Genomic DNA, 15,424 nt, shown 5'->3' with positions numbered 1-15,424 from the left:
GCAGGAAACGCAGAGCGAAAATCTCAAAAAAGTTTCCTGTACGCGGCTCGAGGCGCTGTCACTGCGACTTGAGCCGCAGCTCTATGGTTGCGTTGGCTCGGGGATCCAGATCAAAATGGTGCATCGCGGACTTCGCACGGTTCTGAGATAGCAAGTATTGCGCCAACCAGTTTTTTTTGAACTAACATTCTCAGCTAGGCGAAAAATATCCTTTTATCATGATATTCAAAACGTGCAATAATTTGTCTCTCCACGCAGATTGGGAATTGAGGAGGTCATTTCACCGCATCCTAGGCTAAATCACTGTGGAGGGCTCTCCTGCGGAGCGTCCCCGGCGGTCGGTACACACCACCCGTATCTCTAATATCGAGAGCAACACCAACGTCTCCTGGGCACCAACTGCCACACCGCCTTCGCAGGGCCACACCCCTCTACGCTTGTCAAACCTCCATCCCGGAACCGAAAATCCTGTTTTCCTTTTATGCGAAGAAGGTCAGTATGCCGCCCGGAACTTGACCTTCCGGGCCTGCGATGTTGAGAAGCGGACCATTCCGGGATATAATAAGAGAACGCAGGGATGAGAAGAGGGAGGAGACATGGAAACCGTGAAGAGGTCAACGGCAAAGAACGGGCTGGAAATAACCATCAGGCCGGCCGAGGCTGACGACTCCTGCTCGATCATCGATACGGTGCGGTCGAACGCGGTTGAGCGCAGCTATGTGCTGATGGAGCAGTACGGCGCGGACATAGCTTCCGAGCGGGATTATATCGGGGCGCTGGACAGGAAGAAAAACCTTCTCATCGTTGCGGAAACGGGCGGCGAAGTCGTGGGCTGCCTCGCGGCACTCCAGGCGGATGCAGGCATGAGGCCGGAGACCAGCCACATCCTCCACGTCGGGCTTCATCTGAGGGAACCCTTCCGGGGGCTCGGCATCGGGCGCAACCTGCTCGACTACTCCATGGAATGGGCCGGCGAGATGGGATATAAAAAACTCGAGGCAAATATTTTCACGACGAACAAGCGATCCCTCAGCCTGTTCAAGAAGGCCGGTTTCCTGGAAGAGGGAGTGAGGCAGAACAGGATCCGCATGGGCGCCGAGTATATCAGCGAAGTGCTGATGGGGAAGCTGCTCTGACCCTTGCCCACGCGTTCATGCCGCTCACTTTTTCAGCCGTTGATCGTGGGAATGGGCACGGTGACGCTGAGACGCGATGACAGGGAGACAGGGTGACCGGGGGACGCGGAGACGTACAAAGAAGAAACGACTGTGGAGCAGTGCCGGGAATCGCGGGCGATCTTGGTGAAAAACAAATAAGAGAGACAGAGCAATAGCTGAAAATTGGTAAAACTATGGCGCTACCGCTTGTTCTCATGACACATCCGCTGCCGCAGGACTGGGTGGCATCCCTGCAGGGCCGCGTACGGCTGCTGGTCGGCCGCGCAGAGCCGCCCGGCTTTGGCCTGCAGCTCCTCGAACAGCTCCCTGAGGCCGAAGGGATCGTGTCCATGCTCATTGACAGGGTCGATGATGTCTTGCTCCGCCGCGCCCCGCGCCTGCGCGTTGTGAGCAACTATGCCGTGGGCTACGATAATATCGACGTTCCTGCCTGCACCCGCAGAAGGATCCCGGTCGGGAACACCCCCGGCGTTCTGACGGACGCCACCGCGGACCTGGCCATGACGCTCCTGCTGACCTGCGCGCGCGGGACCATGAAAGCCGCGATGGATGCCCGCAGCGGTCTCTGGCGCGCCTGGACGCCCACGGGCTGGCTGGGCGCCGACCTGCGCGGGGCCACGCTCGGCATCATCGGCATGGGAAAGATCGGCAGGGCTATGGCCGAGCGGGCAAAAGGGTTCGGCCTGAACATCGTCTACTTCAAGCCGAACCGCGACCGGTCGATCGAATCAGCGCTTGGCACGCGATATCTCCCGCTGGACGACCTGCTCCGGGAGAGCGACTTCGTCTCCCTCCACTGTCGGCTCACCCCGCAGACACTCGGCCTGATCAATGAGGCGGCCCTGCAAAAAATGAAGCGTACCGCCTTTCTGGTCAATACCGCGCGCGGCCCGGTCGTCGAGACCGCGGCCCTCGTGCGCGCCCTGCAGGAAGGCTGGATCGCCGGCGCAGGGATCGACGTCACTGATCCGGAGCCGCTGCCGGCGGGCCATCCTCTCTACGATCTGCCGAATTGTCTTGTGGCCCCCCATATCGGCTCGGCCACGCACGGCACGCGCCGCCGCATGGCGGAAATGGCCTGCGAGAACCTGCTTGCCGGGCTCGACGGACGCCCACTCCCGAATTGCGTCAACAGGGAGATCTATGGATAGAAGATCTTTCGACTCCGGTCCGTGGCAGCATGCGAGCGGATCAGAGAGGGTATTGCGGGTAAATAGCTTAGACTGAGATGAAGGAGACGAACAATGCCAAACGCGATTGCAACGGTACTCGAGAAGGTGAACACCGGCCTTGGACAGGGCAGCGTTCTGGACCAGATCGATAAGCTCTTTCGCAAGCAGCAAAGGATCAATTTGTTTGAAAAGCTCGAGACGATCGATGCAAGAGAAATCGAAAAGTTTCCGGTCGAGCTTTATAAAAGCATGCCGCAGAGCGGGAAAAAACAGCCGGCCTTATTGCGCTTTTCCCTGCCGTCCTGGCAGGGTCACGATGAGATCTTCTGGCACGCCCTCGGCGACTATGTTATTCTCGCGGTGCACCGGGTGAAAGACGTGGAATTCGACAGCTCCCGAGGACGGCTGAAGGTCGAATATTTCCCCAAGATACGAGGACGGATCAAACATCCGGAGGACATCAGGGTGATCATCCAAAAACTCGCTTATCTGGTGGATACCGAAGCTTTGCCGACAGACTTCACCCGCTTCCGGCGGATGACAGAACGACGTGACAGCTTGGGCGAGATGAGCAAGGAACAGGCCGCACTTATCGGCGCGGCATTAAAGCTCATTCAAATATAAGAGAGGCCGCAGGATTCGGAGACGCGGCGACGGTAAGAGACGACACGGTGACGGGGGGACGGCAAAAAACGACACGGGGACGTGGAGACGGGGCGACACAGGCACAGGGCGCAGCTTTCTGTTTTTAACTGACCGGGATTGGATGACGCGCAACAGGAGAGATTAATATAATAGGGTCTTCTGGGTTTGATGTGGGCAGCTTTTATTCTGTTTGCACCCTTAAGAGCATAAAGTATTTTTTTTTTGCACATCCCCTTCGCGTCCTTAATGAAATATTTGACCTGTCTAAGGCCACGTCCGCTCGACCGCGCAAACTCGGCCTGCGGCCTCAGACAGTGCGCATTCGCCCTTTGGAACGCTACCGTAGGCCAAGACAGGTGCCCAAATATTTCATAGGTCTACTCCGGGGACGTGCGGGGTTTGGGTAAAGATTAGAAGCAAAGGTTCTTGCGTAGTTCCCATGCGAAAATTTAGCCAGGCGACCGAGCCTGTAGCCAGTGTTCATGAGCCTGCACCCAGCGCTTATGAGTGTTTACGCGAATGCAGGGCGTGCGCAGCGCGAATACAGGCCATCCGAGGGTTAAGCATTTCGGACTGTCTAAGCCCAAAGGGCGAGTTTCCGAAATGTACCGAGGACGACCGAGCCTGGCGTAAAGAATTTTCGCCGGGCGCCCTTCTTTGGGTCACCTTTCTTTGGGCGCGCAAGAAAGGTGACGCGAAAAAAACATGAAAAAAACATTATGTGTATGCTGATAATGATTGATAACAGTTAAGTGCAAGGACATAGGTGACTCTTTATCGACCCACACAAAAGTCAGAAGAACCATCTACTATAAGGAAGGAAAAAGTAGTGCCTTGAGTTTTGAGTGTTTGCGAGGCTGGTTCCACAGTATTTGCCTCAGCAGATGCTTCAGGCTTCCCTCTCTGCTGCTCGTGAGGGCTTGCACACCGCATCATGCATGAAGGCGCTCTGTCTACTACGGTACCTCTCCCCTCAAAACCCAAGGCAAACCGGGATATTCAAGCACCTTATTTATACTATAGCACAGATTTTCTCCCAGTTAGAATCTATCTGCGCAAATCTGCCTGCACCCAGCGTTTACGAGCGGGACCCTTGAGTGCAGGGCGTGTACTCTGTGGACAAAATTCTTTTAGAACCTAGTCTATCCGCAGATGTCGTACCCTGCTGTTGCCATGACGCGGGCATAGGCAGATGTCGCAGAAAAAACTGAAAAGACATCCGGGTTTAAAACGACACAAACCGAATCTAAGACTCTGGTTCTCCCGCCGAGTTAGAATCTATCTGCGTAAATCTGTGTAATCTGTGGACAGAATTCTCACAGGTCCTTTCTATCCGCAGATGTCGTACCCTGCTGTTGCCATGACGCGGGCACAGGCAGATGCCGCAGAAAAAACTGAAAAGACATCCGGGTTTAAAACGACACAAACCGAATCTAAGACTCTGGTTCTCCCGCCGAGTTAGAATCTATCTGCGTAAATCTGTGTAATCTGTGGACAGAATTCTCACAGGTCCTTTCTATCTGCAGATGTCGTACCCTGCTGTTGCCATGACGCGGGCACAGGCAGATGTCGCAGAAAAAACTGAAAAGACATCCGGGTTTAAAACGAAGCAAACCGAATCTTAAGACGCTGTACCTCCCTATCAATCGCCAAGCGTAGTCGGTTCCTATTGCATAAGCGATATCTTTCTCGCCGGTCGAACGCGCTCCATCAACGCACCGCTGCCCAAGCTCTCGTAAGCATCTCTCGTAAGCATCTTCGCTTCAAACCTGTCGGCGCGCTCCTGAGCATCCCGGTACAAGTGCCTTCGCTGTTTCACGACCACATGGAAGGTTCCCTGCTGATAATTTACCGGCATGAATACGCCGGCCTCCCGCGCGAGGAGGTCCGCCTGGACAAGAGACCACTCGCTGCCGGTGACAAATCCAGCGCTCTTCCCGACCGGAAAGCCGGCAGCAAAACCCAACAGCAGCAGAATGACCGCATATGCCGCCCGGAGAGCAATCTTTGATGGTATGGTTTTCATAGCCCCTCCTTCCTCGTGAGAGCCATTTCCGCGCCGAGAGCCAGGCAGCGCTTGTCGCTAGTAGGGGGACACGAAGCAGGTGCTCAGCCCCTTCGACGCCTGTTCCTGATGCACTGCTTTCCCCAGTTCCTGCCCGCTGGATTCGAGCAGGCTGGCAGCGGACATTTGCTCCCAGTTGCTGAGATGTAAAAGCCTGACCACCTTGTGGGCGATGCTTTTTTTCTCGTCCGGCGTGATTGCCGCGCAGGCTATGCTCGTGCGGCAAAAACGGGAATAGCTGCAGCCGGTATTATGACACTTGTCCTCGACGGTTATGCTCTTGGACAGATTCCTCGGCTGGTCGACATTACAGCCTTTGATCACGGCGACATGATAGGCGAGGAGCTGCAGCGGCACGATGGTGACAAAAGGAACGAGCGCGGGATGCGTCGCCGGCACCACGATCATGTCGTCCGCCTTGTTGCGGAAGGCGGCGGGCGAATCGGTGACCACGATGATCCTTCCTCCCCGCGCCCTTACGTCCTCGATGTTCGACAGGATCCGCTCGTGCAGGCCGTCGATCGTTGCCAGGAAAACCACGGGGACGCCTTCCTCGATCAGCGCGATGGGGCCGTGTTTTATTTCACCGGCCGGATACCCGTCAGCGTGAATGTAGGCGAGCTCCTTCATCTTGAGCGCGCCTTCGAGCGCGACGGGGTAGTTTATCCCCCGGCCGACGTAGAGCATGCTCTTGGCGCCAGCCAGGGTCTTTGCGATCTCCCTGACCTTTTCATCGGTCTGGAGCGCCTGCCGGATGAGCCCCGGCAGGTCGAGCAGGAACGGCTTGAGCGTCTGGATCTCGAGGTTGCTGATCTTGCCTTTCTTGGCGCCCAGGGCAATGCCCAGGAGACTCAGGGCGGCAAGCTGGGCGGTAAAGGCCTTGGTGGATACCACGCCGATCTCCAGCCCCGCGCGCGTGTAGAGGACCGAATCGGCCTCGCGCGTGGTCGTGCTGCCCACGACATTGCAGATCGTCAGGGTCCGCGCTCCGTTCTCCTTGGCTACGCGTTGCGCCGCGAGGGTATCGGCCGTTTCTCCGGACTGCGTGATGGTGATGAGCACCGTTCCCTTCGGGATGATCGGGCTCATGTCCCGGAACTCCGAGGCGATGTCCACGGCCACGGGGAGATGCACGAACTTCTCGATCATATACCGGCCGACGAGACCGGCATGGTACGAAGTACCGCAGGCCGCGATATGGAGCCGCCTGAGATCCCTGATGGTGCCCGAGATGCCCATCTCGTCCATCAGCCTGTTCGTGTCGTCCAGCCACTCCCGCAGGGTGTCCATGACCCCCTGGGGCTGCTCGTATATCTCCTTGAGCATGAAATGATCGTATCCCTGCTTCTCGGCCATCGCTGGCGTCCAGTTGTTCGTTACGATCTTCCCTTCGAGCGGCAGGGGCTCCCGGGAATCGACATGCTTCAGATCGACCCCGCTGCTTCTGAGCACGGCCATGTGCCCGTCTTCGAGATGGATGAAGTTCCTCGTATAGGGGAGGAGGGCGGGAACATCGGACGCGAGGTACTGGGCATCCGCGCCTATTCCGATGACGAGGGGGCTGTTGTTGCAGACCGCGAACAGCGTTTCCGGCGTGCCCTCGTGGATGATCCCCAGGGCATAAGCCCCGCGAAGGTGCGCGACCGCGTGCTGGATCGCCTCGTCGATGGGAAGACCGCGGTCAAGATAGCGGGCGATCAGCTGGGGCACTACCTCCGTGTCCGTCTGTGAGGAAAAGACATGTCCTGCAGCTTCCAGTTCGGTCCTGAGCTCGCGGTAATTCTCAATGATGCCGTTGTGCACCACGGAGACGCCTTTTACGGTGTGCGGATGGGCGTTGGCCGTGGACGGCGCCCCATGGGTGGCCCATCGGGTGTGGCCGATACCGATCGTAATGATTGGTAAGGGGGTCGGCAGCATTTTCTGGAGGTCCTTCAGACTGCCCGGAGTCTTGTAAACCTCGATCCCCGATCCGTTCTTGAATGCGATTCCCGACGAATCGTAGCCTCGGTACTCCAGACGGGTAAGACCGTCAAAGAGAAGCTGCAAAGAATCTTTTTTCCCGACATATCCGACGATTCCGCTCACGATCTCTCCCTCGCCGACTCTCAAAATACAGACAACAGCATTGCCATCCTTGACACGTTACCTGTCAGATATAAAGCAAGATGGGTGCCGTATACGCCAGAGGGTGATAAACTCGTGCGGTGCCCTTATTCCTTTTTATTATTAGAACATTATAAGAGAAGACAAAATTCCTTTTTTGACCTCTGATTTGTCATTTCGGGGTAGATGGCACGACAATAATCGTTGGTGCCTACAATAAGTGGCTCCGGAGAATACAACAGTGAATCGGAGTCTGAATCAATTCTTCATTACAATAGAGTGCTTTATATATTTCATACTACTTTTTTCTTATCCAATCGCTCATGTAATGTGTATCCATTATATACAGTTGATACTTTCGATTTAGTAGACGCGAAATAACCACTCCATCCGCGAAAAAACCGTACCCTGTACCTTATGACAAATGAGTGAGTGGCCTCCAAGTGTAAATTGAAGCCCAGACATTTTCCTGGCCGATAGTTGCTTTCGATCCAGAGTGCCCTGGTGATAGATTAACTTGTAGATCGCCTCAGGGCCGATAGACTGGCCGGTCCTCTCTTATTTGAGACTACCAGCAATGATCTCCGCGGCCCAGTTGATCTTAAGCTTTCGCCGGACGAATTGCTGAACAACCAACGGCTACGAAAGAGTATCCGGCAATACACAGATCGCCATCTCTTTTCTGGACTTTTGCCCGTGGTTATAGTACTTTTGCGTTAGCGGCTCCTGCCCGAACAACCTGTTTATTCGCATATCAAACATCCACCTCGGAACCGCATTCCATCCCCGTTTTACCGGAAGAAGGTCAGTGTGAAGCAGGGCCCAGAACTCTCGGCGGCTCAGGTCTCACGGTGAATAAAGGCCTCTATGAGCAAGTTCACGGATTACATAGATGGTTTAGCCGATGAGTCCGCGACGCTGGCCAAGGAAGAACTTAAAGAACTTATCATTTCAGCCAAGAACGATGAGTCTGAATTTGTGAGATTGCAGGCGGTAAATGTCGAACACTGGACCGTCATGCTTGCAGCAGGCGCGTTGACACCCGCAGGTTTTAAAAGGCTCGTGACACAGATGGATGTTCTCACAGAACTGGAGACCATCAAGCTGGATGCCGCGGCCAAAGCCAGCGCCCGGCGTCTTGCGGACGGCATTCAAAGACATGTGATTGACGGGCTCTGTAAGCTGTTATAAGAGCGAGATCGGTGCAGTACAATTTACGCACATTGTCAGTTTAAGGAAGATTGAATGCCCTAGGCCCCGAAGACATAGCCCGTGAACAGATCGACCGGATGCGCAGCGGTTCATGACGGGGAAGGATGAGGAAGAGAAGCATGAAGGATAGAAGAGGAGAACATCAACATTCAATACCTGACCCTCCGGGGTTCCCCAGGGCGACGTGGAATTTAAAGACCGATGGCCAGGCCTGGATTATTATGCCGGAATCGGTGAGCGAGGGTTGGTTGCATTCATACGTGTCAGGGATTGGAAGTAGATTATATAGGCGTGATCATCGGTCCCGATCTGATAGTCCGAAACGGACAGATCATCACAAAACCGGAAGAACGCTCAGGAATGGACAGGTCGATCCACGGCTGGAGAGCGCTGATGAATCAAGACCCAGCTGTTGCTAAGGAGCGGCTTGATGCGATTATCAAAAACACCTACAGGACCCTGATGACCCGTGGACAAAAAGGCTGCAATGTCTACTTTGTCGATGACGAAACAAGGGACTATTTTAACAGCCGCCTGGAATCACTTGTCCAGGAAATCCGACCATACGAGAATGCGCTGCCACTCCTAGAGCTTTGAGCAGCAGCGAATGCCTCATTTGAGACCTTCGAAGGCTATTTCGCAAATGAAGAGAGCTTCTCATGGCAGCCGGTCAAAGACGGACCTTTTGCAAAGGACAGATTCCTGGTCCGGGCCGAAGGTGATTCAATGGAGCCGAAGATCAAGGATGGCCAATTGTACCTTTTTAGGAAGGACCCGGGAGGCAGTCGAAACGGCAAGATCATACTCTGCCAGGTGCGTGGGTTTGCCGGCGAGGCACCTGTTGCGTTGATCAAACAATATCGAAGTGCAAGGACTTCAAGCAATGAAAATATCGGTGAAGCGAAAGCGATCGTTCTCTCCTCCCTAAACGAGAAACATGAGGATATCGTTTTGACGGGAGGGGAGCATCTGTCAGTGATAGGGATATTTGAGAGAGTCATTGAGGAGTAGAGGAGCAGGGGGGGCGGCGGGGCTGTGACTCAGTTCCGCGGACAGGCATAATGACAAAGAGAAAATGGGGTCTTATTACATCTGGAGCTACGTTTGAGGCGCTTGTAACTACCCTTATCTTTTTCGAGGATCCGAAGGCAGCACTTTTCGGTCGTCGAGGTAAAGATGGTGGGCAGGATGCGCGCTCAGGCGATGGATTACGAGTATTTCAGGCTAAACACCATGAGGACGGCTCAGCTACTAAAGCGATTACAGACGCAAAAAGTGAAGCTGCTAAGATCGCAGAATATCGAAAGCCGGAACACGCACGACATCTCCAGTGGAAGGGAGTAACACACTGGCGCCTTGTTACCAATGCGGTATTCAATCCCGCAGACAAACAGAGGTGGGATGCCGAGGTGGTCCCTCTCTTCCTAGCACAGGGGTTGAATCCAGACTATTGGGAACGCGCAAATCTTGACGGACTTCTTGACAAACATCCGGAGGTAGAGCGGTCTTTTTTCGAGAACGAAACACGGGTTTTTCTTTCTCTGCCCGAGATTCGCGAGCGATTGCCGGAGGAAGACCCTTTTTTGAGACGCGAAACACTCACAACATTCCGAGGGCGCGAGGCCGAAGCAAAAGATGTTCGCTCTTTCCTGTTATCGGATGCCTTGTTCCTTGTTGTTCACGGTGAAGGGGGAATTGGAAAAACACGACTTCTTGTTGAGGCTGGAGATGAAATCGCATCGGAGGGGGAGTGGCAAGTCTTTTGGGCGAACGTCGCTAGTATGGCATCCTCATCCACCTGGTTTGACTCCATCGTTTCCGAACGCACCACACTATTGCTCGTTGATGAGCCTGATGATCCGCAGTTGCTGCGCATCTTATCGGAACAGTTAGGCTCGCGGTTCGGTCGTACGGCAAAATGGAAGGTCGCAATTTCTGTCCGCTCACCTAAAAATCCAGTACTACGATATTTATTCTCTCCCAGAGTGAAGGAGCGGGTTCAGGAACTACAGATAAGTGAGCTCGCAGCTGTGGCAGCGGAGGAAATGTGTTTTGATCTTCTTAGCTCCGGTCCTCTTGGTGGCACTCCCAATGATTGGCGCAAGGATGCTGCTCGCAAGCTTGCTGCACGTTTTTCGAATCGTCCGATCTGGCTTACACTTGCAGTTCACGTTCTCGAAGTGCATGGAGATCTTGCAAAAGTACCTGCCACGGCGGCAGATCTGGCAGACCTATATGTAAGTGAAATTATCAAGCTTCAGCAAGATGCCAACGAAGATCAGGTTCATACACTGCTACAATATATTGCACTCCTCGGGACTATAAATCGAGAAGACAAGGCAACCCTTGAGCTGTTAAGAGGCGTGTGTAAAATTGATAACGATACTGCAGTTTTGAAATTACTGGCTGATTTAGTTAAGCGGCGTGGTCTCACGCAGCGCGGAGCGGAGCAACGATTGGTTGAGCTCAAGCCCGACGTCTTACGGGATCACATACTTCTAAGCTGGTTGTCTGTCGATATTGGCTACGGTGCTACTCCGATCCAACCATCGGAGGACGCGAAAAATATTGTAATTGGTGTTCGTGATGCCGTTCTAAAGGGTAGCATTAGCGCATTAGGGCGGACCATTCTCACTTCATTGGCGCGGACTGAATTTCTTCTACGGCTATCTGGAAAAGCTGTTCCTCTGCTGGATCCTTTATTTACTGGTATCCTTGCTGGTCTCGCAGAAACGACTGCAAGCCAACGACTTATAATTGCGGAAGTCCTTCAGGATTTCGCTGCGTATCGTCCTCCTGATACTGTCGAGATCAGTCGCGCTCTTCGATCTTCTATTGTCAAAAGTGAAAAAACTGAGGGTTATTTTGGTAGTCGTGAGATAGGCCAGGATGACATCGTTATGGCACTGGCATGGCCTATATTTCACGCGGCAATGGGTGCTCAGTCTGCAAATGACTGCGTGGTTGTGCTTAAAGAGCTTTGCATCCTGGCAGAATTGGAGGCTGAAGTTGGGTTGCGGCGAACAGGCGGGCTTCCGAACGATGGGAAACGGGCTGGTCAGCTGATCGGAAGAACAATAGGTGGGGGGCCACATTTCTCGGCCGATTTTACGGAAGCGGCAAGCACTATTTCGTATCAATTACTCGAAGAGATTATTAACGTGCCAGCCACTCCTGCTAAGGGAGCCGTAGTAAAGGCGCTCTTAGAACCGACTCTTTCAGTTGAAAGACAGCAGACCTATAGTGAAGGTTTTACGATCCACTTTAGCAGAATGATCATTCTACCAAGCCATCCTGCATGGAAGAAACGCGAGATGTTATTGACACGGCTTAAGGATATTCTCAAAGACGCTGATGTACCGTCAGCATCTCGAAATTTGCTATGGAGTCTATATGCGGAAGCCCACAGGACTGTTAACTATTGCATTAAACAAGTAAAGTCAGAGGAATCCCGCAAGCAAATGCGACAAGTGTTGCTTGAAGATCTAGTGTGGGCATACCCTGTACTAAGTGCTCGCAAGGACAATCTTGCGGAACTTATGGCAGCACGCGATTTATGGAATTGGCATTATCGGTTTGACGATGACCCTGAATTCAAGAAAGTTAGTACTGATCTAGAGGCACTTTATGACAGCAACAGCCTATCTAGTGAATTTGATCCACTGACCAATCATGATAAATGGGAACAGCAAAATGCTGCATACGCCGCAAAAGCCGAAGCATTGGCTGCTGGCAAGCCAGGGGGCATTGATGAGTTTCTTTCTCGTGCCGTGAGTTTCTTTCTCGGGAATGAAAATGAACTTTATCATCTACATGGTGTGGCGTTAAAACTTGGAGAACTTGCCACCAGCAGTAAAATCGTTCGCGATTTTGTATATAAATCTCTTGCAGAACCAAAACCTACTTCTCGAACTGAATTCGCAATCGATATAACCGTGAGCTGGATAGCAAGTACCCGTAAAGAAACTTCGTCAGCATCTGCTTTTCAGTTAATCTTGGAATTGATGAAGATGTGTGGTAGCGATGAGCAGAGGATCCGATTTATCCTCCGACAATATGCTAGGCTTCGTCTTGCATCTGCACAAATAGAAAATCCGGAATATGATTTTATACGCTCGCTAAGCGGACTTTTCTTGGAGCAAAAGGAGGGTGCAGCATATATCGAAGTAATCGGGTGGACATTTACTTATAAATGGCTAGAGCTCAAAGCGCTCATAGATGCGATCTTGGATCGAATTGAGCCAGCACATCTCGCGATCGCTATTAGAAACCTAGTAGATACCATATACTATGCTGTGAGAGAGAAGTCTCCGGCTCCACAGCCTCCAGATGATTTAGGACAGTGGTTCCTGAATCAACTAATACGATTGCCGAAACTCGACGATATCGGTGCTAATGCTGATTGGTATATTGAAGATTTATTTAAGAGAATCGGGCGGGTTCATTTATCGTGGTTGCCAGGAGCTCTGGAAAAGCGGCGTGCGATGGAAGCTGCCGATGAATCGCATGTAGTTAGGGCAATAAGCCATCATCCAAAATTAAGCAGCTTTGTCGCTCCCGTTACAATAAGGGAGATAGCTAATCCTGATAATGTCAATGCAATTAAGTCCCTTGCAGATATGCTGCTTGATAAGACTGTGCTCGGATATTACATGCCAGAAATACTGCATGATGTCGATCCCGAAGGGCTGCTTGTGCCCGACGAGATTGTTTCACGACTTTCAACAGCAACGACTCGTGATGACGTTTGGTGCTTTGCAAGAGTTGCAGGCACCTATGATATCGGCAGTACAAGCTGGCGGAAAATAGCACGGCCTGTCGTTATTCGCGCAAACAAGGCGGCTAGTGATGAAGAACGAAGAGATCTTTTCGTAATTATTTTACATCATGGAATGAAGTCATGGTCTGGAACTCCGGGCCAGGTACCCCAATTGTTTATAGATGCAGTGAACACAGCTCGTACTCAACTAGACTCAGAGACTGACACGGCTTTTAGGCCATTCTGGGAATGGAATCTTGCGATTGCTGAGGCAGAGCTCAAGGCCCAAGAAGAGCAGGCAAAGGAGATGAGGGGCGAATGAGTAAAACACTAGAACAAAGGATGCTCGCCTCGATAGCAGTATTTGATGGCGTCTATGCGGCTCTTTCTAGGCATACAGGAAAGCTTCGACCTGAAGTTGAAACAATGTTCCGAGAAATAGTAGACTATCGCAGCGATATTAATCATTGGAAGAGTATATTTGAGGCGCGTAACGCAGCACTGCATCTTTTGGACGGGCTCGAAGCTCACGCTGATACTGCCGACATGGTCTTGTTTGGCTCAAAGCGCATTAAGTTCGAGCATGCTCGGACAATTGGTGTTCAAGCTTACTTAACGACGACCTGGGCGCTAGCCGACAGAATTGCCGGATTGGTCGGTCAGGTCTTTTGCACCCCTGATGCTGGTTTCAACACTGTGAGCCCGCCTCAACTCATTTCCCATTTCATCAATCGGGAGAGAACGAAGAAAACTACCGCGGCAACTCTCTACGAGTCTTTACGACAAACTTTTGGATGGCCAATTGGTCTATCCTATGCGATGCGAAACCATTTTGTGCATGATGGGGCCCAGATAAGGAGTTTTCACTTCTTCGCTGGCGCATCACGATTGGACGCTTTTCGAATTTCCAACGAGGGATGGGATAGAATTGAAGGACAAGCAAAATCATATAATGTTGATCCGTCATATCACCGGGCTGGTACAATATGGCCTGTCGATCCTAAGGCCGACCTTCGTTTACTCCTGAAGGCATGCGAGCGCGAAATGGACGATGGGCTTGGTGTTCTTTTGGGATCGGCATGCAATACACTGCATAGCCATGTGGGTTTTATGCTTGGCGAGGACTAGCGGAACATCATGAAATCAGGCCATTACAATTTACATTAATCGAAGCCATATCATGAAGTATGAGCTCACATATTTTCACTGTGGCGATCAGCTCAGACGCACTTTGGCTGCTGAAATAGCAGAGGTCGAGTCGGTCGTTGCTTCCGTACAATGGGATCAAGAATTCCATTATGGCGAGGCAGAGACCACGCATGATCATCAAACCGCATACAACAAGGCCATCGCTGCACGGTTCCTGGAACTCGGATGGGAACCACAGCCGCTTCTCCGGGAGGAACCCAAGCTGATCGGGGATTTTCGCAAAGGGCTCGTGTTCGTTGAAGTGCAGTTTGGCAACAGCTCGACCTTGTACCGGGATTACTATAAGTTCCAGTACGGTCTGGCTAATGGGCTTCTTTCCTTAGCTGTCCTGATCGTTCCCACGTCAGCAAAGAAATTCTTCCCCACAAGAGCAGCGAGCGTTCAAAACATGGCAGAATATCAACTTGCAAAGACCTGCCTGAGCGTCCTGCCGATCAATGTGCCGACATTGCTGATCGGCCTTCTGCCGGAGAACTGAGAATGCTATTTAAGGAGTTGCAGGAATTTATTCAAAAGAAGATGCGCATGAGCCCAGTGTATCAGCCGGTCAAAACGGCGGCAGGGTCAGGTCTTGCTTCTTGCAAAAGAAGATTTGACACCGTGGTCTCTGCAAACGCTTTATGACATGATTCTAAAGGAGGTGATAATCAAATACGCACAACAATCACACAGTGCTATCGCAAGGTGAGGCGTATAGGGAGATTACGAACAACTTTCAGGAGGTATCTCAGAAGGTATCTATGAAACCCGCATGCTCAAAGATTCTTGCCCTGTCTGCTTTGGTCGCGTTCGTTAGTATGGCATTGATTCCCGTGGTGCACGCACAGGAACCTGCGAAAGTAACCCGCAAAGTTCTCTTGAAACAGGACATGACCATCCCGGACCGGGAGGCTGTCATGGTCGCGGTCGAATTACAGCCGGGCTCGGAAGAGGGCAGGCATACTCATCCCGCCGAATTGTTCGTTATTGTTCAAGAAGGAACCCTATTGCTCGAATGTGAGGGCAGGGATAACGTACTGTACAAGGCCGGCGACGTCTTCTCTGTTGGTCCCGGCAAAGTACACAATGGAAAAAATAC

The 15,424-nt window shown here is 52.3% G+C and carries 11 protein-coding genes and 1 pseudogene; 10 read left to right on the top strand and 2 right to left on the bottom strand.

The window, feature by feature from the left end:
- The first annotated feature begins 596 nt into the window (after positions 1 to 596).
- The 3 genes from VL197_01070 to VL197_01060 all read left to right on the top strand — a co-directional run bounded on the left by VL197_01070 (position 597) and on the right by VL197_01060 (position 2,974).
- On the top strand, positions 597 to 1,136 hold the full coding sequence (locus tag VL197_01070) for a GNAT family N-acetyltransferase (GenBank protein HUJ16561.1): 540 nt from the start codon (positions 597 to 599) through the stop codon (positions 1,134 to 1,136).
- 236 nt (positions 1,137 to 1,372) lie between these two features.
- Entirely contained in the window at positions 1,373 to 2,329 is a 957-nt protein-coding gene (locus tag VL197_01065; GenBank protein HUJ16560.1) for a D-glycerate dehydrogenase, read from the top strand.
- A gap of 93 nt (positions 2,330 to 2,422) precedes the next feature.
- Positions 2,423 to 2,974 (top strand): hypothetical protein, encoded by a 552-nt coding sequence (locus VL197_01060; GenBank protein ID HUJ16559.1) that lies wholly within the window; start codon positions 2,423 to 2,425, stop codon positions 2,972 to 2,974.
- Positions 2,975 to 4,661: 1,687 nt separating this feature from the next.
- Here the strand turns inward: VL197_01060 and VL197_01055 are convergent.
- Positions 4,662 to 5,021 (bottom strand): hypothetical protein, encoded by a 360-nt coding sequence (locus tag VL197_01055; protein ID HUJ16558.1) that lies wholly within the window; start codon positions 5,019 to 5,021, stop codon positions 4,662 to 4,664.
- Between the two features lie 57 nt (positions 5,022 to 5,078).
- Entirely contained in the window at positions 5,079 to 7,148 is a 2,070-nt protein-coding gene (gene glmS, locus VL197_01050; GenBank protein ID HUJ16557.1) for a glutamine--fructose-6-phosphate transaminase (isomerizing), read from the bottom strand.
- Positions 7,149 to 8,033: 885 nt separating this feature from the next.
- Between glmS and VL197_01045 the strand changes: the two genes are divergently transcribed.
- The 7 genes and pseudogenes from VL197_01045 to VL197_01015 form a co-directional block, all read left to right on the top strand.
- Positions 8,034 to 8,357, top strand: coding sequence for a hypothetical protein (locus VL197_01045; GenBank protein ID HUJ16556.1), 324 nt, complete (start codon positions 8,034 to 8,036; stop codon positions 8,355 to 8,357).
- 206 nt (positions 8,358 to 8,563) lie between these two features.
- A pseudogene (locus VL197_01040) lies at positions 8,564 to 8,975 on the top strand (DNA/RNA helicase domain-containing protein).
- Between the two features lie 129 nt (positions 8,976 to 9,104).
- The gene (locus VL197_01035; protein ID HUJ16555.1) at positions 9,105 to 9,389 is read left to right on the top strand and encodes a S24/S26 family peptidase; all 285 of its coding nucleotides are present in this window, start codon (positions 9,105 to 9,107) and stop codon (positions 9,387 to 9,389) included.
- Between the two features lie 50 nt (positions 9,390 to 9,439).
- Positions 9,440 to 13,459: a hypothetical protein gene (locus VL197_01030; protein HUJ16554.1), complete on the top strand. Its 4,020-nt coding sequence runs from the start codon at positions 9,440 to 9,442 to the stop codon at positions 13,457 to 13,459.
- Positions 13,456 to 14,265 (top strand): hypothetical protein, encoded by an 810-nt coding sequence (locus VL197_01025; protein HUJ16553.1) that lies wholly within the window; start codon positions 13,456 to 13,458, stop codon positions 14,263 to 14,265. Before VL197_01030 ends, VL197_01025 begins: the two co-directional genes overlap by 4 nt.
- A gap of 52 nt (positions 14,266 to 14,317) precedes the next feature.
- Positions 14,318 to 14,824: a BglII/BstYI family type II restriction endonuclease gene (locus VL197_01020; protein HUJ16552.1), complete on the top strand. Its 507-nt coding sequence runs from the start codon at positions 14,318 to 14,320 to the stop codon at positions 14,822 to 14,824.
- Positions 14,825 to 15,086: 262 nt separating this feature from the next.
- A partial coding sequence (locus VL197_01015) for a cupin domain-containing protein (protein HUJ16551.1) occupies positions 15,087 to 15,424 on the top strand: 338 nt, incomplete at its 3' end.

It is taken from the genome of Nitrospirota bacterium (assembly GCA_035516965.1).
Lineage (GTDB): Bacteria > Nitrospirota > UBA9217 > UBA9217 > UBA9217 > MHEA01.
The sequence above is the reverse complement of the archived record's forward strand: the minus strand, read 5'-3'. Positions and strand labels throughout refer to the sequence as shown.